The organism is uncultured Bifidobacterium sp., from assembly GCF_959020145.1.
Classification (GTDB): domain Bacteria; phylum Actinomycetota; class Actinomycetes; order Actinomycetales; family Bifidobacteriaceae; genus Bifidobacterium.
In genome coordinates, this window is the sequence record NZ_CAUEQY010000002.1 from 137,585 (window position 1) to 159,055 (window position 21,471).

General features: G+C 56.7%; 23 protein-coding genes. All 23 read left to right on the forward strand.

Annotated elements, in window-relative coordinates; genetic code table 11:
* The first annotated feature begins 24 nt into the window (after positions 1-24).
* Positions 25-1,185, forward strand: a complete 1,161-nt coding sequence (gene rlmN, locus Q5H33_RS01560; RefSeq protein WP_003809321.1) for a 23S rRNA (adenine(2503)-C(2))-methyltransferase RlmN — start codon at positions 25-27, stop codon at positions 1,183-1,185.
* 114 nt (positions 1,186-1,299) lie between these two features.
* Positions 1,300-2,070 carry an imidazole glycerol phosphate synthase subunit HisF gene (gene hisF / locus Q5H33_RS01565; RefSeq protein WP_003809320.1) on the forward strand — a complete coding sequence of 257 codons (771 nt, stop codon included), beginning with the start codon at positions 1,300-1,302 and terminating at the stop codon, positions 2,068-2,070.
* A gap of 63 nt (positions 2,071-2,133) precedes the next feature.
* Positions 2,134-2,541 carry a phosphoribosyl-AMP cyclohydrolase gene (hisI, locus tag Q5H33_RS01570; RefSeq protein WP_003809316.1) on the forward strand — a complete coding sequence of 136 codons (408 nt, stop codon included), beginning with the start codon at positions 2,134-2,136 and terminating at the stop codon, positions 2,539-2,541.
* A complete protein-coding gene (gene trpE, locus Q5H33_RS01575; RefSeq protein ID WP_039775121.1) occupies positions 2,538-4,094 on the forward strand; it encodes an anthranilate synthase component I in 1,557 nt (518 codons plus the stop codon). The genes hisI and trpE overlap by 4 nt, the downstream gene beginning before the upstream one ends.
* A gap of 43 nt (positions 4,095-4,137) precedes the next feature.
* Positions 4,138-6,231 carry a bifunctional indole-3-glycerol phosphate synthase/tryptophan synthase subunit beta gene (locus tag Q5H33_RS01580; protein WP_033499460.1) on the forward strand — a complete coding sequence of 698 codons (2,094 nt, stop codon included), beginning with the start codon at positions 4,138-4,140 and terminating at the stop codon, positions 6,229-6,231.
* 17 nt (positions 6,232-6,248) lie between these two features.
* The gene (gene trpA / locus Q5H33_RS01585; RefSeq protein ID WP_033499461.1) at positions 6,249-7,124 is read left to right on the forward strand and encodes a tryptophan synthase subunit alpha; all 876 of its coding nucleotides are present in this window, start codon (positions 6,249-6,251) and stop codon (positions 7,122-7,124) included.
* A 69-nt stretch (positions 7,125-7,193) separates the two neighbouring features.
* Positions 7,194-8,204, forward strand: a complete 1,011-nt coding sequence (lgt, locus tag Q5H33_RS01590; RefSeq protein WP_038444438.1) for a prolipoprotein diacylglyceryl transferase — start codon at positions 7,194-7,196, stop codon at positions 8,202-8,204.
* 34 nt (positions 8,205-8,238) lie between these two features.
* Positions 8,239-8,904 carry a ribulose-phosphate 3-epimerase gene (rpe, locus tag Q5H33_RS01595; RefSeq protein WP_038444440.1) on the forward strand — a complete coding sequence of 222 codons (666 nt, stop codon included), beginning with the start codon at positions 8,239-8,241 and terminating at the stop codon, positions 8,902-8,904.
* Between the two features lie 29 nt (positions 8,905-8,933).
* Positions 8,934-9,197 carry a phosphoribosyl-ATP diphosphatase gene (locus Q5H33_RS01600; RefSeq protein ID WP_003809305.1) on the forward strand — a complete coding sequence of 88 codons (264 nt, stop codon included), beginning with the start codon at positions 8,934-8,936 and terminating at the stop codon, positions 9,195-9,197.
* Positions 9,198-9,248: 51 nt separating this feature from the next.
* Positions 9,249-10,100 carry an ATP phosphoribosyltransferase gene (gene hisG, locus Q5H33_RS01605; protein WP_003809302.1) on the forward strand — a complete coding sequence of 284 codons (852 nt, stop codon included), beginning with the start codon at positions 9,249-9,251 and terminating at the stop codon, positions 10,098-10,100.
* Between the two features lie 13 nt (positions 10,101-10,113).
* Positions 10,114-10,725 carry a CDP-alcohol phosphatidyltransferase family protein gene (locus tag Q5H33_RS01610; RefSeq protein ID WP_038444441.1) on the forward strand — a complete coding sequence of 204 codons (612 nt, stop codon included), beginning with the start codon at positions 10,114-10,116 and terminating at the stop codon, positions 10,723-10,725.
* Positions 10,726-10,732: 7 nt separating this feature from the next.
* Positions 10,733-11,704: a DUF881 domain-containing protein gene (locus Q5H33_RS01615; protein WP_011743176.1), complete on the forward strand. Its 972-nt coding sequence runs from the start codon at positions 10,733-10,735 to the stop codon at positions 11,702-11,704.
* Positions 11,704-12,036: a small basic family protein gene (locus Q5H33_RS01620; RefSeq protein WP_003809295.1), complete on the forward strand. Its 333-nt coding sequence runs from the start codon at positions 11,704-11,706 to the stop codon at positions 12,034-12,036. The genes Q5H33_RS01615 and Q5H33_RS01620 overlap by 1 nt, the downstream gene beginning before the upstream one ends.
* Positions 12,037-12,042: 6 nt before the next feature.
* Entirely contained in the window at positions 12,043-12,870 is an 828-nt protein-coding gene (locus Q5H33_RS01625; RefSeq protein WP_038444443.1) for a DUF881 domain-containing protein, read from the forward strand.
* A gap of 161 nt (positions 12,871-13,031) precedes the next feature.
* A complete protein-coding gene (gene thrS / locus Q5H33_RS01630; RefSeq protein WP_038444446.1) occupies positions 13,032-15,065 on the forward strand; it encodes a threonine--tRNA ligase in 2,034 nt (677 codons plus the stop codon).
* Positions 15,066-15,178: 113 nt separating this feature from the next.
* Positions 15,179-15,841 (forward strand): phosphatidylinositol phosphate synthase, encoded by a 663-nt coding sequence (gene pgsA, locus Q5H33_RS01635; protein ID WP_003809290.1) that lies wholly within the window; start codon positions 15,179-15,181, stop codon positions 15,839-15,841.
* A 130-nt stretch (positions 15,842-15,971) separates the two neighbouring features.
* Complete coding sequence (locus Q5H33_RS01640) at positions 15,972-16,727, forward strand: YebC/PmpR family DNA-binding transcriptional regulator (protein ID WP_039775122.1); 756 nt, start codon at positions 15,972-15,974, stop codon at positions 16,725-16,727.
* A gap of 6 nt (positions 16,728-16,733) precedes the next feature.
* Positions 16,734-17,315, forward strand: coding sequence for a crossover junction endodeoxyribonuclease RuvC (gene ruvC, locus Q5H33_RS01645; RefSeq protein WP_003809282.1), 582 nt, complete (start codon positions 16,734-16,736; stop codon positions 17,313-17,315).
* Positions 17,316-17,362: 47 nt separating this feature from the next.
* Positions 17,363-17,980, forward strand: a complete 618-nt coding sequence (gene ruvA, locus Q5H33_RS01650) for a Holliday junction branch migration protein RuvA (RefSeq protein WP_021913305.1) — start codon at positions 17,363-17,365, stop codon at positions 17,978-17,980.
* 11 nt (positions 17,981-17,991) lie between these two features.
* On the forward strand, positions 17,992-19,065 hold the full coding sequence (ruvB, locus tag Q5H33_RS01655; protein WP_033499467.1) for a Holliday junction branch migration DNA helicase RuvB: 1,074 nt from the start codon (positions 17,992-17,994) through the stop codon (positions 19,063-19,065).
* A gap of 56 nt (positions 19,066-19,121) precedes the next feature.
* Complete coding sequence (gene yajC, locus Q5H33_RS01660; RefSeq protein WP_080863214.1) at positions 19,122-19,535, forward strand: preprotein translocase subunit YajC; 414 nt, start codon at positions 19,122-19,124, stop codon at positions 19,533-19,535.
* A gap of 115 nt (positions 19,536-19,650) precedes the next feature.
* Entirely contained in the window at positions 19,651-20,232 is a 582-nt protein-coding gene (locus tag Q5H33_RS01665) for an adenine phosphoribosyltransferase (protein ID WP_080863213.1), read from the forward strand.
* A gap of 51 nt (positions 20,233-20,283) precedes the next feature.
* Complete coding sequence (sucC, locus tag Q5H33_RS01670; RefSeq protein ID WP_003809275.1) at positions 20,284-21,471, forward strand: ADP-forming succinate--CoA ligase subunit beta; 1,188 nt, start codon at positions 20,284-20,286, stop codon at positions 21,469-21,471.

The window sequence follows — 21,471 nt, forward strand, 5'->3', positions numbered from 1 at the left end:
AAAGGGCCAATAACCGTGAATTCCATGAATGATCAGCCGGAAACAGGCATCACTCCTGGAGGCACTTCGGGCGCCTTCCGGGATGTGCTGTCGAAAGACCATGCCCGCCGTGGCAAGCCGCCACTGCATTTCGCCGATATGTCCGAAGAGGAACGTATCGGTAAGGCCAAGGAACTTGGATTGCCGAAATTCAGGGTCAAACAGCTGGCTAATCATTACTATGGCCATTTTGATGTCAATGCGGAAGAATTTTCCGATTTTCCGGCGGCAAGACGCTCCGACGCGGCTGAAGCTTTCTTCCCGGAACTCATCCATGAGGTGACACGCCAAGTCGCCGATGGAGGCACCACCATCAAAACGTTGTGGCGCCTGTTTGATGGGTCGCTGATCGAATCCGTATTGATGCGTTATCCCACCAGAACCACGCTTTGCATTTCCAGCCAGGTCGGCTGCGGCATGGGTTGCCCATTCTGCGCCACTGGACAACTGGGACTGACCAGGAACATGTCCGCAGGCGAAATCGTTGAGCAGGTTCGTGTGGCCGCGAAGGCCATGCGTGACGGTGAAGTGGCCGGAGGCTCCGGACGACTGAGCAACATCGTGTTCATGGGCATGGGCGAACCAATGGGCAACTATAAATCCGTCTTGAGCGCAGTCCGCCAAATTAGTTCCATGCCTCCCGAAGGCTTCGGCATCTCCGCACGTAACATCACGGTTTCCACCGTTGGCGTGGTGCCTGGCATCAGGAAACTGGCCGAAGAAGGCATCCCAGTACGTCTCGCAGTATCCCTGCACGCGCCGAGCGATGAATTGCGCGATGAACTTGTGCCCATGAACAAGCGTTTCAACACCAAACAGGTGCTCGACGCTGCGCATGATTATTATCTGGCTTCCAAACGGCGAGTCAGCATCGAATACGCCTTGATGCGCGGCATCAACGACCAGGCGGAACATGCCAAATTGCTGGCGAAGCGTCTGAACCACTATGGAGATGATTGGGCGCATGTCAATCCGATTCCGCTCAATCCGATCGAGGGATCGAAGTGGACCGCGTCCAAACCAGAAGACGAGCGTAGATTCCTTGAGATTCTCCATAACGCTGGCATCACAGCCACGCTGCGTGATACCAGAGGACAGGACATTGATGGCGCATGCGGACAGCTTGCAGCCAAAGAACGTGACTGATTCCTCCGAAAGGCCCGGTTCTGTCCGCTACTCGGAATCCGCATGAACCGACGTAACGTATTGCGGTTACTCTTGCAATCATTGCAACCGTTATGCGTGAAGGAGTAGAGCAGCATGTCACTGGCGGTCCGAGTCATTCCATGTCTTGATGTCGATGCGGGACGAGTGGTCAAAGGCGTGCATTTCGAGAATCTTCGCGATGCAGGAGACCCGGTCGAACTCGCCGCGGAATACTACCGCCAGGGCGCGGACGAACTGACGTTCCTTGATGTGACGGCGTCAAGCTCCCATAGGCAGACCATGGTCGATGTGGTGAGCCGCACCGCCGAACAGATTTTTATTCCACTGACTGTCGGCGGCGGCGTACGTACCCCTGAAGACGTCGATTCCCTGCTTCGTTGCGGTGCGGATAAGGTCGGCGTCAACACCGCGGCCATCAATGACCCTACCCTCATCAGTCGTGTCGCCGAACGATTCGGCAATCAGGTGCTTGTGCTGTCCGTCGATGCACGTCGCGAACAGGGAGAACGACATACGCAGTCAGGTTTCGAAGTCACCACCATGGGCGGGCGCAAATCCACTGGCATTGACGCCATTTGGTGGGTCAAGCGCGCCCAAGAACTTGGTGCGGGGGAGATTCTCCTTAATTCAATGGATGCCGATGGCACCCAACAAGGCTTCGATCTGGAGATGATCAAAGCTGTCCGCAAGGAAGTCAAAATCCCGATTATCGCTTCTGGCGGCGCCGGCAAAGCCTCGGATTTTCCGCCGGCAATCGAGGCGGGCGCCGATGCCGTGCTCGCTGCCTCGATTTTCCATTACGGCAAAGTCACCATCGGTGAAGTCAAAGACGCCATCAAGGCAGCCGGATACACCGTACGCTGAATAGAACCACGGAAACTACGCAAACCAACCCTGTAGTACTGAACAACGAATCGCAATACCATCATGACCAACGAAGCATACGACAACACCACCACTCTCGACCCGCGCATCGCACAGCGTCTCAAGCACGATGACAAAGGCTTGGTCGCGGCCGTCATCCAGCAGTTCGATACCAAAGAGGTACTGATGGTCGGCTATATGAACGACGAAGCCATCAGACGTACCCTCACCACCGGACGCGTCACATTCTGGTCGAGGTCCAGGCAGGAGTATTGGCGTAAGGGCGATACGTCGGGACATGCCCAGTATGTGAAGTCCTTCGCGCTGGATTGCGATGGAGATGCCATTCTGGTAGAAGTTGACCAAGTGGGAGCGGCTTGCCATACCGGCAAACGTTCCTGCTTTGAAGAAGGCGGACAGCTGCCTGTGGTCGTGGGCCATCGAACCAAAGAACAGGAGGGTCAGCGGTGAGCGAATGCAGCGTACAGACCCTCAAGTGGGGTACTACATGGCCAAGCCGTGAGCAGTTCCATGAATTGGCCGACCAAGGCTACCGTGTCATCCCCATCGTACGCCGTTTGCTGGCTGATTCATTGACCCCAGTCGGCTTCTACGAGCGTCTCGCAGGAGGCCGTTCCGGTACGTTCATCCTCGAATCGGCTGAATTTGGCGGAGCGTGGAGTAGATACAGCTTCATCGGCGTGAATTCCATGGCGCAGCTGCGTTCGAACAACGGCAAAGCCGATTGGCTGGGACAGGTGCCTGTCGGAGTGCCCACCGACGGTGATGTTGTCGAAGTGGCACATGCCGCGCTGAAGACATTGAAGGCTCCGCACGTCGAGGGATTGCCGAATCTGACCAGTGGCCTCGTTGGTACTGTCGGATGGGATTCCATCCGACATTGGGAACCGACGCTCCGTGCCGAAGCCCCGAATGAGACCGGACAGCCGGAAACCGTTCTGGCTCTCGCCACGGACATCGCAGTAGTCGACCACGTGTCTGGCTCGGTATGGCTGATTGCCAATGCCGTGAATGTCGATGACCGTCCGACTCGTGCCGATGCCGCCTACGATGAAGCGCTGGCACGTCTGGATGATATGCAGCGCAAGGCTGCCGCACCCGTCGAAAACGAAGCCCGGGTCAATGTGCTCGACGAGTCGGTCGGCCAGCCCCAACTGCGATTCCGCACGGAGAAAAGCGATTACGAACGTTCCGTTGAAGAGGCCAAACGCCATATCATCGATGGCGATGTGTTCCAAGTGGTCATTTCGCAGCGACTGGATATTGATTCTCCCGCCGATCCGTTTGATGTGTATCGTGTGCTGCGTACCCTCAATCCGAGCCCGTACATGTATTTCATGGCACTCACCGATGCTCAAGGACGTGATTTCAACGTCATCGGTTCCAGCCCGGAAACACTGATCAAGGTGGACAACGGCCATGCCATGTCTTTCCCAATCGCCGGTTCCAGACCACGAGGCGCCACTCCTGAGGAAGATGAACGTCTCGCCAAGGAACTATTGGCAGACCCGAAGGAACGCAGCGAGCATATCATGCTGGTCGATCTGGCCCGCAACGATCTGAGCCGCGTGTGCCGTCCGGAAAGCGTCGAAGTCGTTTCCTTGATGGACATCAAACGGTTCAGCCATATCATGCACATCTGCTCAACCGTTACCGGGCAGGTCGATCCGCATATGACGGCGTTCGACGTGTTCACTTCCGCCTTCCCCGCGGGGACGCTGTCCGGAGCGCCGAAGCCGCGCGCCATCGAGATTATCGATGAACTTGAGCCGGCCGACCGTGGTATTTACGGCGGCACCGTCGGTTATTTTGATTTTTCAGGCAACCTCGATATGGCCATCGCCATTCGAACTGCATTCATTCGCGACCATGAAGCGAGCGTGCAGGCCGGAGCTGGAATCGTCCTCGATTCCGTGCCGGCCAGTGAGTGGCAGGAGACTCGCAACAAGGCCGAAGCCAGCGTTGAAGCGGTACAGATCGCCGCGCAGCTTCGCCAGTTGTGAGTCACATTCTGACCGTTCAATTGTGTTGTGAAAGGAAGCAGTAATGTCTGTGCTCGATGAATTGGTGGCGGGAGCCGTCGAGGATCAGCGATCAAGAGAAAACAACGTGCCGCTCGCTGAGGTCAAGCGGATGGCGTTCGAGGCTTCAGCGCCAATCGATGCGCGCCAGTGGCTGAAAAAGGCGGATGGCATTCCGGTCATCGCCGAGATCAAGCGTGCCTCCCCATCCAAAGGCCATTTGAGCGATATTCCGGATCCGGCCGCTTTGGCCCGCGAATACGAGCAGGGAGGTGCAAGCGCGATTTCCGTGCTGACTGAAGGCCGTCGGTTCCTTGGCTCTCTTGAAGATTTCGACAAGGTGCGCGCCGCAGTGAGGATTCCCGTGCTGCGCAAGGATTTCATCGTTACCGAATATCAGATTTGGGAAGCACGTGCGCATGGTGCCGATCTGGTGCTGCTCATCGTCGCCGCATTGGACGACGTCAAGCTCAAGTCGCTGCTCGATCTCGCGCATAGCCTCAATATGACGGTGCTGGTGGAAACACACACCCGTGAGGAGATTCAACGGGCCATCAATGCCGGGGCCAAGGTCATTGGCATCAACGCCCGCAATCTTAAAGACCTCAAGGTGGATGTGAACAAGTACAACGAACTGGCCGCGGATTTGCCGGACGATGTGATTCGCGTGGCGGAATCCGGTGTGTTCGGTTCGGTTGAGCTTGAGGATTACGCCCGTGCCGGCGCGGATGCGGTGCTGGTGGGAGAAGGCGTGGCCACCGCGGCCAACCATGAGCAGGCAGTGGAACGATTAGTAAAGGCAGGAGCAAGAGTGAAGGCATCCGAACAGACCCCGTTGGCAAGCCATGAAGGACCATATTTCGGACAGTTTGGCGGACGCTATGTTCCGGAAGCGCTGATCACGGCGCTCGACGAGCTTGAACGCGTGTATACGGAAGCCAAGGCCGATCCGGAATTCCATAAGGAATTGGCGCGGTTGAACCAGCAGTATGTTGGACGTCCGTCCCCATTGACTGAAGCGCCTCGTTTCGCGCAGAGGCTCGAGGAGAAAACCGGTCTTGATGCCCGTGTGTTCCTCAAGCGTGAAGACCTGAACCACACCGGCGCCCACAAGATCAACAACGCGCTTGGACAGGCCCTACTGGTCAAGCGCATGGGCAAAACCCGTGTGATCGCCGAAACCGGTGCAGGCCAGCATGGTGTGGCCACTGCCACGGTCTGTGCCATGCTGGGACTCAAGTGCCGCATCTACATGGGACAGATCGATGCCCGCCGTCAGGCGCTGAACGTTGCCCGCATGCGCATGCTTGGCGCGGAGGTCGTCGAAGTCACCTTGGGTGATCGCATCCTCAAGGACGCCATCAACGAGGCGCTGCGCGACTGGGTCACCAACGTCAAAGACACCCATTATCTGCTCGGCACGGTCGCAGGACCTCATCCGTTCCCATCGATGGTGCGCGACTTCCAAAAGATCATCGGAGAGGAAGCGAAACAGCAGCTGCAGGATTGGTATGGCATCGACCATCCCGATGCTATCTGCGCATGCGTCGGCGGCGGCTCCAACGCCATCGGCATCATGAACGCCTTCCTCGATGACGAACGAGTGAACCTGTACGGTTACGAGGCCGGCGGTAACGGGCCCGAATCCGGTCGCCATGCCATTCGATTCGCGCCAGGTACCGGTGAACTGGGCATGTTCCAAGGAGCCAAGAGCTATCTGTTGGAAAACCCCGAAGGCCAGACCCTTGACACGTACTCCATCTCCGCAGGCTTGGATTACGCCTCCGTCGGCCCCGAACATGCATGGCTCAAGGATATCGGCCGCGTCAACTATTCCTGGGCCACTGATCAGGAAGCCATGAGCGCGTTCAAGGATCTGTGCGAAACCGAAGGCATCATCCCTGCCATCGAAAGCTCCCACGCAGTGGCCGGCGCGTACAAGGCAGCTGCAGACCTCAAGGCCAAAGGGTATGAGCATCCGGTCATGATCATCAACATCTCTGGCCGTGGAGACAAGGACATGAACACCGCCGGCAAATGGTTCGGATACCTGACCGACGAGCAGGCCAAAGCCTTGGAAGCCAACGGCGCGCAAGGCAACAACGCGGACGGCGAGTGAGAAAAGGAGCAACCATCATGACGAACGCAACATCATCCACGCCGTCCGGCCAGCCACTCGGCATCAGCCACAAGCCAAGCCCGACGGAAACCATGTTCGATGAATTCAAAGCCGCCGACAAGCCGGCATTCATCGGATATCTGCCATACGGATTCCCTGATCCGGATTATTCGCTCAAAGCTTTCCGCACCATGGTCGAACACGGCGTGAACGCGGTCGAAATCGGGCTGCCGTATTCCGACCCCGTCATGGACGGTCCCGTCATCCAGGCGGCATCGCAAATCGCCATCGACAATGGTGAAAAAATCGCCAACGTATTCAAAGCGGTGGAAACAGTGGCGAACGCCGGGGGAGTGCCATTGGTCATGAGCTATTGGAACCTCATCTTCCATTACGGCGTCGAACGATTCGCACGTGATTTCGAAAACGCCGGTGGAGCCGGTCTCATCACCCCGGATCTCATTCCGGATGAGGCCGGCGAGTGGATCGAAGCCTCCGACCGTCACGGACTCGACCGCATCTTCCTGGTATCTCCGGATTCCACCGAAGACCGTCTGAAAGTCGTTGCGGACAATGCGCGGGGTTTCGTCTATGCTGCCGCCCGCATGGGCGTCACCGGAGAACGCTCCACCATCGATGCGTCCCCGAAGGAACTGGTCGCCCGTACCCGCAAGGCCGGTGCGAAAAACGTGTGCGTAGGCATCGGCGTGTCCACCGCGGAACAGGGGGCTCGTGTCGGATCGTATGCGGACGGTGTCATCGTAGGCTCGGCTCTGGTGCATACCATGCTTGACGAATCCGGCAAGCATGCAGTCGACGAAGCCACCGGTCTCAAGGCCTTGGCGGAGAAGACTGAGGAGCTTGCCGAAGGCATCCACAACGCCCGCAACTGAACCAGTCCAAAGACAACATACTGGTAGTCCACGTACCATATCGTATACGTGGACTACCATCAGGAAACTATGACACTTGCTTACATTCCGTCACCCACCATTTCGCAGTTTTCCATCGGGCCGGTGACCATCCATTTCTACGCGCTGTGCATTCTGCTCGGCATCGTGCTGGCGGTATGGATGACAACCGTTCATTGGAAACGATATGGCGGTAATTTCGATCAGATTCTCGACATCACGCTTGTCGCGGTGCCGAGCGGCATCATCGGTGCGCGTATATACCACATCATCACCACTCCGGAACGTTTCTTCGGACCGACCGGCGATTGGGTGGAGATGTTCCGCATCTGGAATGGCGGACTGGGCATCTGGGGCGGCGTCCTGCTTGGAGCGCTTGCCGCTTGGGCATGGTGTCGTCACAGGCATTATCCAATGGCTCTGCTCGGTGACGCCGTCGCGCCAGGATTGCTCGTGGCGCAGGCCGTGGGACGTCTGGGCAACTGGTTCAACCAAGAGCTTTACGGCGCGCCGACGATCTTGCCTTGGGGTTTGAAGTTGAATATGGAGGGAAGCGCCATCGGTCACAGCGAACAATGCTATGACGGAGCGACCTGCCCGACAGGCACGCTGTTCCACCCCACCTTCCTGTATGAGATGATTTGGAATCTCATCGGTGCTGCGCTCATCGTTTTCCTTGGTTCCAAAATCATGAAAAAACTCAAGGCCGGGTCCTTGTTCGCCATATACATCATGTGGTACACGGCGGGACGCACTTGGATCGAGGCTCTGCGCATTGATTTCGCGCACGAGTTCCTTGGCGTGCGCATCAACGTATGGGTGTCCATGGCGGTGTTCGTGCTTGGCGTGGTGGCTTTCATCGTTATTCAGCAGATGGGAAAGTCCACCGAGCTGCTTGCCGAGAAGTTGCGCACCGTCACCGAGATTGAGCTAAGCCTCGTCGAGGATGGAGAAACCGGTCTCTCGACCGCGAAGGCCAACCTTACGAAAACCAAGGATGAAATCACGGCAAACGATGGCTCATCCGTCTCATATGCCGATGACCAGTCCGACAACAAGTAGCATCAAGTCGATTACCTTCCATAGAATGAGAACCATGACTATTCAAATCGCACCTAGCATCCTGTCCGCTGACTTCTGCAATCTGGAACGTGATCTTAAGGCCATTTCCAACGCCGATTTCGTTCACGTGGACGTGATGGACCATCATTTCGTTCCGAATCTGACGTTGGGTGAGCCGATTGTGGCTCGCATCTGCCAAGTCACTGACCTTCCGGTCGACGTGCATCTGATGATCGAGGATCCGGACCGTTGGGCTCCGGAATACGCCAAGCTTGGTGCGGCTTCCGTCAGCTTCCATATGGGAGCGACGCATGCTCCGGTTCGTCTTGCGCGTCAGCTGCGCGACATGGGCTGCAAGGCTTGCTTCGCGGTCCGTCCGGCCGAACCGGTCGAGCCGATCTTCGACATCCTTGACGAATTCGACATGGTGCTTATCATGACGGTCGAACCGGGCTTCGGCGGTCAGAAGTTCCTTGACAACCAGATGGCCAAGGTTCGTCGTCTGCGTGACGAAATCACCCGCCGTGGCCTGAAGACGAAGATCCAGGTCGATGGTGGCGTGAGCCCCAAGACCGCCCATATCGTTGCCGAAGCCGGTGCCGATGTGCTGGTCGCCGGTTCCGCCGTGTACGGTGCCGAGAATCCGGCCGAGGCTATCGACTCCATCCGCGAGAAGGCCGAAGCAGCCTTCAAGGCGTGAACGCCCACCATACAAGGAAGCATACGAATATGAAGACTTTTGAATCGCTGTTCGCGGAATTGAGCGAGAAAGCCGCCACCAAGCAGGCCGGTTCCCTGACCGTCGATGAGCTTGCCAAAGGCACGCACTTCATCGGCAAGAAGATTGTCGAAGAGGCTGGAGAGACCTGGATCGCCGCCGAATATGAGGGTGCTGATCGCACGGCCGAAGAAATGAGCCAGCTCATCTACCATCTGCAGGTCATGATGATCGATCGTGGCATCACACTCGAGGACATCTACAAGAACCTGTGAGAAACCCGGGGCCATGCCAGTTGAAGGTGTGGCCTTTTTTAGAGGAGAAACATGCTAAGAATCGCTGTGCCTAATAAGGGCATGCTGTCCGAACCCGCTTGGAACATGCTGGCGGAAGCCGGCTACCGTTTGAGGAGCAACCCTCGCCAGTTGGTCGTGGAGGATCCCGACAATGATGTTGAGTTGTTCTACCTGCGTCCCCTCGACATTGCGGTCTATGTCGGTCGCGGCACCATCGACGTTGGAATCACCGGGCATGATTTGCTCGTGAACTCCGGCACCGATGCGGAGGAGCATATGCAGCTTGGCTTCGGAGCCTCCACGTTCCGTTTCGCAGCCCCGAACGATTCGCCGATTACCAAGCTTGAGGATATTGAAGGCAAGCGAGTCGCCACCACATTCGACAAGCTCGTACACGACTATCTGGTCGAGCATGGCATCAACGCGGAAACCGTGCACCTTGACGGCGCCGTCGAATCGTCCGTCCAGCTTGGCGTCGCCGATCTGATCGCCGATGTGGTTTCCACAGGGACCACTCTGCGTAATGCGGGACTGCGCATTTTCGCTGAACCGCTGATGCACTCTGAAGCCGTATTGATTCGTTCCCCTCGTCTTGAGGCGGATGACGAGCGTCTGACGATTCTGAGCAGGCGTCTGCAAGGCGTGCTCACTGCCCAGCGTAATGTGCTTATGGACTACGACATTCCGGTCGAGAAGGTGTCCGCCGCAGTGGATATCACTCCGGGTTTCGAAAGCCCGACGATTTCGCCTCTGCATGATAAGCAGTGGGCGGCCGTGCGTGTGGTGGTTCCGAAGGCGAAGGTGAACCAGCTTATGGACCAGTTGTATGAAGTTGGTGCCCGTGGCATAATAGTCACCGCGTTGCAGGCTTCGAGAATGTAGTGTTGCTCGTAATATGAGCAAATTGATTATTAAGAAGCAATACAGTCCGGAACCGCGAGACATCTATTTCACGGTTCCGAACTTCATCAGCCTGCTGAGAATCATTTCGATTCCTTTTATCGCGATGCTGGTCTCTCATCACAGGATGGTGACCGCCTTGGTCGTGCTTGCACTATCGGCGATATCCGATGGTTTGGACGGACTGATCGCCAGATCATTCAATCAGGTGAGCAAAATCGGGCAAATTCTCGATCCGATTGCCGATCGTCTGCTGATCTTCTGCAGCATTCTTGCTTTGGGTGTGGCGAACATCATTCCATGGTGGATGCTGATCGTCGTCGGCCTGCGAGATTTGATCATGGCTGTTCTGATACTGGTTTTGGCGCAGCACGATTATGGCCCATTGCCTGTTCATTTCGTAGGCAAGGCCGGTACCGCGATGCTGCTTATCGCCATCGTCGCGTTGATCTTCGCCGACATCTGGTCCAACGCCGCTGCGGATACACTGCATCTATGCGGTCTTGCCACCGGAATCTGGGGCGTTGGACTGTATTGGCTTGCAGGGTACATCTACATGCGCCAAGGCATCCAACTGTTGAAGAACGATACAAACAGCAAGGATTGACGCATATATGAAGTCCGATGCTCCACGTTTCGCGTCGTTCCCCGTTTCCCCGGAGAACGTACCCACAAAGCATCGTGCCATTTTTTCGTCATCCTTCGCCGGCCTGTCATCCCATCATGTGCAACCGGCCTCCATGCCCGCCATGCCGCAACGCCATAGACATGTCGATGACGATTCGCTTCGGCTTATTGACGATTTGACCAATCGTCCGATGGATGTCCTGTATTCGGACTCCCGCCTGGCCACTAAAAAACGTTCGGCGGTTTCGATTTGGGCCACCAGGATTCTGGTGTTCCTCATCTGCATCGCTGTGGGTGCCGCGGGAAGCGTTTTCGTGCGCCAGCTGAGCACTGACCCACGCAAAGAAGTACGCAAGCAGTTGGCAAGCCAGCTGACCGAACAAACGAAGCGGGTCGGCGACCTCACCAAGGATGTCAACGACTTGCGGTCGCAAATCGAATCTGAATCGGAATCCTTGGCAAGCTGGTCCCTAAACCAGACGATGCAGGATGATGAAATGGTCAATGGAACGCTTCCGGTGCAAGGGGAAGGCATTGTCCTGACCGTAGCCAACCCGCTTTCCGTCAGCGGCGACAATGCTGACTCCTCACTGCCAAGAGAAAATGGCAGCCAGGTTCGAGTCGTCACCGATTCCGATTTGCAGCTGCTTGTCTCCTTGCTATGGCAATCCGGAGCGGAGGCGATCGCGATCAACGGCAACCGCCTTGGCGTGCAAACCTCGATTCGAACCGCCGGATCGACGATTCTCATCGGAGTCAATTCGGTGCAAAGCCCATATCGAATCGAGGCGATAGGCAATCAGGCGACCTTGGCGAAATCGGTAAGCAAGACAACGCAGAAACAACTGTATGACGATTTCAAAAAGGCCGGCATCTATCCGCAGATAAGCAAAAGCAAATCGATTACACTTGATGCTGCAGTGGCTGGCGACACGACGCATGTGAGGAAGGACAAGTAATGGCAGCTGTCTTGGGACTTATCATCGGCGTGGTAATCGGTGTATTCGTTCGTCCGGACATCCCCATCGAGCTCCAACCGTATCTGCCGATTATGGTATTGGCCGCGTTGGATGCGTTGCTAGGCGCCGCACGCGCGTATTTCCAACGCAGCTTTTCCGATAAAGTGTTCGTGATCTCCTTCTTCTCGAATGTCATCACCGCGACGCTGCTGGTGTTCCTCGGCAACCAGTTGGGAGTCGGCTCCCAGCTGCAGACCGCAGTGATCGTAGTGCTCGGCATACGAATCTTTACCAATGTGTCCTCCATCCGACGCTTCATCTTTAAAGGTTGATGCGGTATGAGCGGACAAGACGCGAACAGCAAGGACATGCTGTCCAGAATCCATGAGCAGAGGGTCAAGGACCAGAACAATGACAGCACCCAAACCGGTGCGTTCCCCATGGTCAAGGCCAAGAAGCGGATCTCACTTGATGCGAAGGTCACACGAACCCGACTGTATTCCAGCATTCTGGTCACGATATTGTGCGCCTTGCTTGGCTTCGGCTATGTGATCCAGATAAACAACACGACATCCACCTATGAGACGATGAGCGAAGATGAATTAACCAAGCTCATCAGCGAGACCAATGCCCAGGTCCAAAAGCTCGAACAGCGTAAGAACGAACTCTCCAGCCAGCTGAACGCTTTGAAAGACACCGCGGACAAAAATGAGAAGGCCGCGGAAATCGCCAAGCAGAACGCGCAGATCAACGGCATCCTATCCGGCCGTCTCGCGGCTACGGGAGAAGGCGTGGTCATCCGCATATCGCAGGGTTCCAAACAGAAGATTGACTCCGCGATATTGTTCACGTTGCTTGAGGAATTGCGCAACAGTGGTGCCGAGGTCATTGAGATCAACAATGTCCGCGTGGTAACCAGCACTTACATCAGTGGCACGGCCGGCAGTCTCGTCTGCGACGGCACCAAACTGAAATCCCCATTCACCATTCGCGCGATCGGCGACAGCGACAATCTGCAGAACGCGGTCAATCTGGCCGGTGGCGTCGGGTCGCGGCTCAAAGTGAAGTATGGCGCTACGGTATCGGTCAGCCCCTCTGACAAAGTGATGATCAAGTCCACGCGTCAGGCTCCGCAGTATACATATGCGCACGTCATCGGACAGTAAACAGTGAAGGACCTTTCCTTTCGCGACATTCAATCAGCGTTGTTCTTCCGTTCACCGAAATGGCGTGCCGTTGTCTGCGCTTGACCCTATCTTGTTCATCGTTGATATATAGTCCAGGCCTGCACATTGGTAACGCGGACCCCGATAGCAAAGGACAACTCATGGCTGAACAGACCATCTCCATCACACTCAACGGCGAAAAGAAGGAGGTGGCGGCAGACCAGACCGGCGTCCAGCTCTTCTCCGACGACAAGAACATCATCGCGGTGCGTTTGAACGGCGAACCCCGCGATCTCTATACCGAGCTGCACGACGGCGACGTTGTGGAACCCATCGCGCTCGATAGCGAGGACGGTGTGGCCATCATGCGCCATTCCGCAACCCATGTCATGGCCCAGGCCGTGCAGGAGATTCGCCCTGACGCCAAGCTTGGTGTTGGACCGGTCATCAAAGACGGCTTCTACTACGATTTCGATGTCGAGACCCCTTTCACTCCGGAGGACCTCAAGGAAATCGAAAAGCGCATGCAGCGCATTATCAAGTCCTCCCAGTCCTTCCGCCGCCGCGTGGTGACCGAGGAAGAGGCTCTTGCCGAGGAAGCCGACCAGCCCTACAAGCTTGAACTTATCAAGGATAAGGAAGCGCATCTTGACCCGGAAGCCGCCACCGAAATCAGCGGCAAGGAACTGAGCTTCTACGATAACGTCGACCGTGAAGGCAATGTGGTTTGGAAGGACCTGTGCCGTGGTCCGCACCTGCCGAACACCCGTTACATCAAGGCGTTCAAGATAGAGCGTTCCGCCGCCGCATACTGGCGCGGCAGCGAGGCCAATCCGATGCTGCAGCGCATTTACGGCGCCGCCTTCGCCACCAAGGAGGACCTGAAGGCATACCAGACCCGTCTGGAGGAGGCCGCCAAGCGCGACCACCGCAAGCTCGGCGCGGAAATGGACCTGTTCTCCTTCCCGGATGAGATCGGTCCGGGCCTTGCCGTCTTCCATCCGAAGGGCGCGGCCGTCATCAACGCCATGGAGGACTACTCCCGTGAGATGCACCGCAAGCACCACTACAGCTTCGTGCAGACCCCGCACATCACCAAGGGCGGCCTGTATGAGACCTCCGGCCACCTGCAGTGGTACAAGGACAGCATGTATCCGCCGATGCGTCTGGACGAGGAGAAGGACGAGAACGGCAACGTCATCAAGCAAGGCTTCGATTACTACCTGAAGCCGATGAACTGCCCGATGCACAACCTGATCTTCAAGTCCCGCCAGCGTTCCTACCGTGAGCTGCCGCTGCGCCTGTTCGAATTCGGCACCGTGTACCGTTATGAGAAGTCCGGCGAAGTGCATGGCCTGACCCGCGTGCGCGGCTTGACTCAGGATGATTCCCACATCTACTGCACCCGCGAGCAGATGAAGGACGAGCTTAAGAGCCTGCTTACCTTCGTGCTCGGCCTGTTGAAGGACTTCGGTCTGGATGACTTCTATCTGGAGCTGTCCACCAAGGATCCGCACAAGTACGTCGGTTCCGACGAGATTTGGGAGGAAGCCACCAACACGCTGGCCGAGGTCGCCAAGGAATCCGGTTTGGACTTGGTCGACGATCCGTGCGGCGCAGCCTTCTACGGTCCGAAGATCTCCGTGCAGGCCCGTGACGCCATCGGACGTACCTGGCAGGTGTCCACCATCCAGCTCGACTTCAACCTTCCGGAACGTTTCAAGCTCGAATACATCGCCGCCGATGGCACGCACCAGCGTCCGGTGATGATCCACCGCGCGCTGTTCGGCTCCATCGAACGCTTCTTCGCGGTGCTGCTTGAGCATTACGCGGGCGCCTTCCCGGCGTGGCTCGCCCCGGTCCAGGTGCTTGGCGTGCCGGTCGCGGACGAGTTCGCCCCGCACCTGCAGAAGTTCATCGCCAGCTTGGAAGAGGAGACCGTCCGTTGCGAGATCGACCTGTCCGACGATCGCTTCGGCAAGAAGATCCGCAACGCATCCAAGTCCAAGGCGCCGTTCATCCTCATCGTCGGCGAAGAGGATATGAACAACAACGCGGTCAGCTTCCGCTTCCGCGACGGCAGCCAGTTGAACGGCGTGCCGGTCGATGAGGCGAAGGCGAACATTCTGGCCGTAATCAAGAAGCGCGTCCAGGTCAACACCGCAGACGACTTCAAGGCCGCCCTCGCCGACTGAGCGAGACCGGTGACAACAAGTCGCACGCGACCATGAACCGTGAAACGGCGCACGAATCTCGACAAGAGGTTTGTGCGCCGTTTCTCATTTTCTCATCGAGAAGGAAGTAACACATGCTTGAGCATCTTCGTGCGCCGTTCAAAAAACTCATCGAGCCAATAGCCAAAGCGTTGATCGCCATAGGACTGACCGCCAATGCGGTGACGGTGATTGGTGCTGTCGGCACCATCGTCGTGGCCATCGCCACCGGTGTGACCGGATGGCTATTTGGGGGAGCGGTTGTTCTGACTCTGCTTGTGCTTGCCGATTCGTTGGATGGCTCGATCGCCGCGCTTACCACGGGTGGGACCGAATTCGGGGCTTTTCTCGACTCCACGCTCGATCGCATCGCTGATTGGGCGATGCTCGTAGGCGTGATCATCTTCTTTCTTATGCATCGTGACTGGTGGCATACGGCCATCGACAACACGCCTGACTATACGAGCATGATCGGTATCGCCGCCGCCGCGGTGGCCGTGATGACATCGTTCGTCACTTCATATGCCCGTGCTCGTGCCGAATCAGTCGGCTATGAGGTGAAAAACGGCATCGCCACTCGTGCCGATCGCTTGACCATCATTCTGGTGGGCATGGCCATCACCGGATTGACGCGTCAGGGATTGTGGCTCGCCATCGCCATGATACTGTTGGCCGGATTGGGATTAGTCACCGTATTCCAACGCATCTTCGAAGCCAAGCGCCAAATGGTCATAGGGGAGAAAACATATCGGCGGTAGTCACAGCCGGGGGCAGACCCCATCCAAAAGTTCGAAAAGCGAAATGCCACAGGTTCGTATTCGGCATTTTGTCGGCGAACCGCTTTAGAATCATTTCGTTTGAAACATCCGCAACCTGCCTAGGAGCATTATGTCAGGTCATTCCAAGTGGGCGACCACCAAGCACAAGAAGGCCGCCATCGACGCGAAGCGCGGCAAGCTGTTCGCCAAGCTGATCAAGAACATCGAGATCGCAGCACGTATGGGTGGCGGCGATCCCGACGGCAACCCGTCCCTGTATGACGCCATCTACAAGGCCAAGAAGGCCTCCATGCCGGCCGACAACATCAAGCGCGCCGTCAAGCGTGGTTCCGGTGAGGAAGCCGGCGGCGCCAACTATGAAGACATCGTGTACGAGGGTTACGCCCCGGCAGGTGTTGGCCTGATCATCGAATGCCTCACCGACAACCGCAACCGTGCGGCTGCCGACGTGCGTTCCACCCTGACCAAGGGCAATGGCTCCCTGGCCACCACTGGTTCCGTGAGCTTCAACTTCGAACGCAAGGGACAGATCGTTGTTCCGGCCGAAGGCGTTGACCTCGACAACCTGTTCGAGAAGGCCGCCGAAGCCGGTGCCGAAGACGTGACCGACGATGGTGAGGTATTCACCGTCATCACCGATCCGTCCGACATGATCGACGTGCGCAAGGCTCTCCAGGACGCCGGTTTCGATTACGATTCCGCTGATCTGGTCATGATGCCGAAGAACGAGGTCGAGCTGAGCCTTGAGGATGCCCAGAAGGTCTCCAAGCTCATCGACAACCTCGATGATCTGGACGATGTCCAGAACATCTACTCCAACTGGACCGCCTCCGACGAGGTCATGGCCCAGCTTGACGAGGAGTAATCCAGCGTGATTATTCTTGGCGTCGACCCCGGGCTGACTCGCTGCGGGGTCGGCGTGATTGAAGCCGGCGCATACCGCCGGCTTTCTTTTATCCACGTGGATGTGGTGCGTTCCGATCCAAAAACCTCCCAGGATCTGCGTCTGCTGGCCATCTACAACGGCTTGGTGGAAAAAATCGAACGATTTGCTCCCGATGCGGTGTCCATCGAACGAGTGTTCGCGCAAGAAAACCGTAACACGGTGCTGGGAACCGCACAGGCGGCAGGGTTGGCGATGCTCGCTGCGGCGCAACGCGGCATTCCTGTAGCGTTGCATACGCCGACGGAATCAAAGCTTGCAATCACCGGCAACGGCAAAGCAGAGAAAATCCAGATGGAACGTATGGTGGCGCGGATATTGGGATTGAACACGCTGCCAAAGCCGGCTGATGCGGCTGACGCGCTGGCTATTGCGATTTGTCACGCGTTGCGTCCGGCTGGTGCGCTGCAAGGCGGCGAACGCGAACAGCATCTCACGGCGGCGCAACGACAGTGGGCGCAGGCTTCGCAAAAAGCAGCGCGCAGACAAGGCGTCCGCAGAGGCATGTAAGCTGTATCGAACAGATGTTCTAGACCTGTGCGAAGGAGACGTCCATAATGATTGGCATGCTACGTGGCCATGTGGAGTCGGTAGACGCCGTATCGGCCATTATCGAGGTCGGGGGAGTCGGCTACGAGGTCAGGATGCCATCCGCCGACTTGGCTTCCATGCACGCCGGCCAGGAAATCAAGGTCTACACTTCGTTGAATGTGTCCCAGGACGCCATCACTTTATTCGGCTTCGGCACGCTGGCCTCGAAACGCATGTTCCTGCAATTGCAGAAGGTCAGTGGCATCGGACCGAAAGTCGCGCTATCGTTGCTGTCCACTTTGCCTCCCGATCGACTTGCGAGGGCTGTGGCGGATGGTGATGCCACTGCGTTGGCCAAGGCTCCGGGATTAGGCAAGAAAGGCGCGCAGAAAATCATCCTCGAACTGAAAGGTTCCATTGATCTGAGCCAGATCGAGGGTTCTTCCGCAACCGCTTCGACTCCTGAAGACACTGGGGCCGAACAGGTCGTCGAAGGTCTGATGTCTTTGGGATGGCACCAGCAGGACGCTGTCCATGCGGTGCAGACGGTCTGCGCCGATAATCAAATCGAGACGCCGTTGAACGCCGAGGATGTTCCACGCGTGCTGAAGCTCGCGCTGACATCGTTGGATAGAGGTAGATGAAACGGACCATTATGACGAACACTGATACATTCGAACAGCCGAACACCGGGGCGAACGAGGAATCCCTCCGTATGGTTTCCGCCGCACCCGTCGGCAACGAACCGGTCAGCGACGAGGAGCTTCGTCCTCATATCCTTGAGGGATTCATCGGACAGCCAAGACTCAAAGCGCAGTTGCAGCTTTTCCTCGATGCTGCTCGAAAACGTGACGTTCCTCCGGACCATATCCTGCTTGCGGGGCCTCCGGGACTTGGCAAAACCACTTTGGCCATGATTGTGGCCAATGAATTGGAAGTTCCAATCCGCGTCACTTCCGGTCCCGCCATCCAACATGCTGGTGATTTGGCTTCGATTCTGAGTTCGCTGGACGCCGGCGAGGTGCTCTTTATCGATGAGATCCACCGTCTGCCCCGTGCCGCCGAGGAACTGCTGTACATCGCCATGGAGGATTTCCGTGTTGATGTGATGGTCGGCAAAGGCCCTGGAGCTTCATCCATTCCGCTGACATTGCCTCGGTTTACGGTTATCGGTGCCACCACGCGAGAGGGCATGCTTCCCTCGCCGCTGCGTGCGCGGTTCGGTTTCACGGCGCATCTGGATTTCTACCCGCATGAGGAGCTTGAAAAGCTGATTGAGCGTTCCTCCGCAGTGTTGGGAATCCAGTTGGAGGACGGGGCCGCTCGCCAACTGGCCATGCGTTCCCGCGGCACGCCGAGAATTGCCAACCGCCTGCTTCGTCGTGTTAGGGATTGGGCCATCGTGCACGATCTCGAATCGGTGCGTCCCGATGATGTCAAGGAGGCGTTGGCGCTTTATCAGATCGATACCGAAGGTCTTGACCGTCTGGATATAGCAGTGCTTAAGGCCATCGTCACCAATTTCAACGGAGGCCCCGTCGGCTTGAACAATCTGGCGGCCATGGTGGGCGAGGAGTCGGAAACGGTGGAAACGGTATGCGAACCGTATCTGGTACGTGAGGGCTTCCTCATCCGCACGCCGAAAGGCCGCGTGGCCACGCGCAAGGCATGGGAGCATCTTGGTATTACTCCCGACGAATCCGCATATGATGTCAATAAGATGTCATAGACTTCACATCTTGAGTAATGTGTTCCGGTTGAGACCCTGACTCCGAGGAGTTTATTTTGGATATCCTTTTTCTCGTTGTTCTTATCGTTGTAATGTTCGGCATGATGTTCTGGCAGTCCAAGAAAGCCAAGCAGCAGCAAGCTGAACGTCAGGATTTCCGTTCTAATCTGCAGCCCGGCACTGAAGTGATCACCATCGGTGGCATCATCGGCAAGGTCGTTTCCGTCGATACGGAATACGAGGAGATCGTCGTTGATTCCGAAGGATCGCAACTGCGTTTCGGCTTCAACGCCATCAGCCGTGAATATGTCCGTCCGGCATACGTGCATGATGATGAGGTCGATGAGAACGGCAATCCGCTATCCAAGGAAGACGAGCCCGACCAGAAGCCTATCGTCGACGCGACTGAAGAGCCCGTACAGGATGCCGATGTTATTCAGCAGCCCATTGACGAGCAGAAGAACGATTGATTTCTTTGATTTTTAGATGGCGAAAATCTCATTTTTGAGGTTTTCGCCGTTCTTTTTCGCACGGGAAACCTATAATTCAAAGTGCCGTAAACCAAGGTAGAAGGAAACCACTGTCATGGCAGCATCGGATATCGCCGTTTCGGGCTTGAACAAAGTTGGAGCCGAAGACGCAGCATATCTTGTATCGAAAATACGTACTATTCCGGGCTTTCCGAAGGAGGGCATCCTATTCCGCGATTTCATGCCGGTGTTGGCTGATGCGCGCGCGTTCGGTATTTTGATGGGGGCCCTTGAAGCGGCATTGCCAGTAGACGTCGATGATTTCGACATGGTCGCCGGCCTTGAAGCCCGTGGATTCCTGTTCGGTCCAGCGTTGGCCGCCCGTCTCGGAAAGGGGTTTATCGCGGTCCGTAAAGCCGGCAAATTGCCTCCAGAAACCATGTCGCAAAGCTATGACCTCGAATATGGTCAGGCGTCAATGGAAATCGAAACCAACGTTGTCCATGAGGGAGTGCGCGTATTGATCGTCGACGATCTGATCGCCACCGGTGGAACCGCCAATGCGGCGCGTAGCCTCATCGAGAAGTGCGGAGGCGTCGTTGCTGGATTCAGCTTCGTCATGGAACTTACCGGTATTGACGGCATGAAATCGCTAGGCGATTATCCGACAAGCTCGCTGGTGTGCATGCCTGCCTGATAACTCCGTTTTCGTCAACCATTCAGAACAAACAACCAAAGGGAATGATCCATGGATCTCTATGAGTATCAAGCCAGGGAATTGCTCGAAGAACAGGGTATCCCGACTCCTAAGGCAATATTCGCCCAGAACTCCCATGAAGTCGCCGAAGCGGCCGACCAGATTGGATATCCCAATGTGATTAAGGCGCAGGTGAAGATTGGACACCGTGGCCAGGCCGGCGGAGTCAAGCTCGCCAAGACCCGTGACGAGTCCATTCTCGCGTCGGAAGACATTCTGCCGATGACCATTCACAAGCACAAGGTCAGCGGCGTGCTGGTGGCCGAGGCGAAGAACATCCTTCACGAGTATTACGTCTCCATCTCAGTGGACCGATCCTCTCGTGATTTCGACGTGCTCGCCACTGCGAATGGCGGTACTGAGGTTGAGGAAATCGCCAAAGAGCATCCGGAATCCGTGAAGCGTCTGCATATCGATGCTCTTGACGATTTCGATTTGGAAGCGGCCACCAAGATGGCTGAAAGCATCGGCTTCTATCATGCCGATGTTGATCAGGCCGCGCAGATTCTGCTGAAAATGTGGCGTTGCTTCAAGGAGAACGACGCCACGCTTGTGGAAATCAACCCGCTTGCAAAAATCGGCGATCCGGATGACGAATCTTCCAAGTCGTTGTGCGCGCTGGACGCCAAGATCTCCCTTGATGACAATGCATCGTTCCGCCATGATGGTTGGAAACGTTTCACCGATCCGATTCATGTCGATCCATATGAGCAAAAAGCCCGCGAACATGGACTGCATTATGTGCATCTCAAGGGTTCCGTCGGTGTGATCGGCAATGGTGCGGGACTCGTCATGAGCTCTCTTGACGCGGTGTCAGGCGCAGGCGAGGATCAGGGCACGAATGTCAAGCCCGCAAACTTCCTCGACATCGGCGGAGGCGCTTCCGCCGAAGTGATGTCGAATAGTCTTGAAATCGTGCTGTCCGACCCGCAGGTCGAATCCGTGCTCATCAATGTGTACGGTGGCATCACCTCGTGTGAACAGGTCGCGAAGGGCATTCTCGAGGCGCTTGACGAACTTGGCAGCAGCAAGCCTATCGTCGTGCGATTCGATGGCAATGCGGCGGCGGAAGGTCTGAACATTTTGGCCCAAGCCGGCCGCGCCAACCTGCACGTCGCTCAGACCATGGAGGAAGCCGCACAGCAGGCCGCACGTTTCGCGGCCAAGGAGGTTCGCTGA

Bases quoted from the DNA above. Each gene is read 5' to 3' on its own strand.
- lgt (WP_038444438.1), top strand. From the start codon at position 7,194: ATGACACTTGCTTACATTCCGTCACCCACCATTTCGCAGTTTTCCATC.
- hisF (WP_003809320.1), top strand. From the start codon at position 1,300: ATGTCACTGGCGGTCCGAGTCATTCCATGTCTTGATGTCGATGCGGGA.
- sucC (WP_003809275.1), top strand. From the start codon at position 20,284: ATGGATCTCTATGAGTATCAAGCCAGGGAATTGCTCGAAGAACAGGGT.
- hisG (WP_003809302.1), top strand. From the start codon at position 9,249: ATGCTAAGAATCGCTGTGCCTAATAAGGGCATGCTGTCCGAACCCGCT.
- Q5H33_RS01600 (WP_003809305.1), top strand. From the start codon at position 8,934: ATGAAGACTTTTGAATCGCTGTTCGCGGAATTGAGCGAGAAAGCCGCC.
- pgsA (WP_003809290.1), top strand. From the start codon at position 15,179: ATGCTTGAGCATCTTCGTGCGCCGTTCAAAAAACTCATCGAGCCAATA.
- ruvB (WP_033499467.1), top strand. From the start codon at position 17,992: ATGACGAACACTGATACATTCGAACAGCCGAACACCGGGGCGAACGAG.
- Q5H33_RS01615 (WP_011743176.1), top strand. From the start codon at position 10,733: ATGAAGTCCGATGCTCCACGTTTCGCGTCGTTCCCCGTTTCCCCGGAG.
- Q5H33_RS01625 (WP_038444443.1), top strand. From the start codon at position 12,043: ATGAGCGGACAAGACGCGAACAGCAAGGACATGCTGTCCAGAATCCAT.
- Q5H33_RS01610 (WP_038444441.1), top strand. From the start codon at position 10,114: ATGAGCAAATTGATTATTAAGAAGCAATACAGTCCGGAACCGCGAGAC.
- rpe (WP_038444440.1), top strand. From the start codon at position 8,239: ATGACTATTCAAATCGCACCTAGCATCCTGTCCGCTGACTTCTGCAAT.
- rlmN (WP_003809321.1), top strand. From the start codon at position 25: ATGAATGATCAGCCGGAAACAGGCATCACTCCTGGAGGCACTTCGGGC.
- Q5H33_RS01580 (WP_033499460.1), top strand. From the start codon at position 4,138: ATGTCTGTGCTCGATGAATTGGTGGCGGGAGCCGTCGAGGATCAGCGA.
- Q5H33_RS01620 (WP_003809295.1), top strand. From the start codon at position 11,704: ATGGCAGCTGTCTTGGGACTTATCATCGGCGTGGTAATCGGTGTATTC.
- thrS (WP_038444446.1), top strand. From the start codon at position 13,032: ATGGCTGAACAGACCATCTCCATCACACTCAACGGCGAAAAGAAGGAG.
- trpA (WP_033499461.1), top strand. From the start codon at position 6,249: ATGACGAACGCAACATCATCCACGCCGTCCGGCCAGCCACTCGGCATC.
- Q5H33_RS01640 (WP_039775122.1), top strand. From the start codon at position 15,972: ATGTCAGGTCATTCCAAGTGGGCGACCACCAAGCACAAGAAGGCCGCC.
- ruvA (WP_021913305.1), top strand. From the start codon at position 17,363: ATGATTGGCATGCTACGTGGCCATGTGGAGTCGGTAGACGCCGTATCG.
- hisI (WP_003809316.1), top strand. From the start codon at position 2,134: ATGACCAACGAAGCATACGACAACACCACCACTCTCGACCCGCGCATC.
- Q5H33_RS01665 (WP_080863213.1), top strand. From the start codon at position 19,651: ATGGCAGCATCGGATATCGCCGTTTCGGGCTTGAACAAAGTTGGAGCC.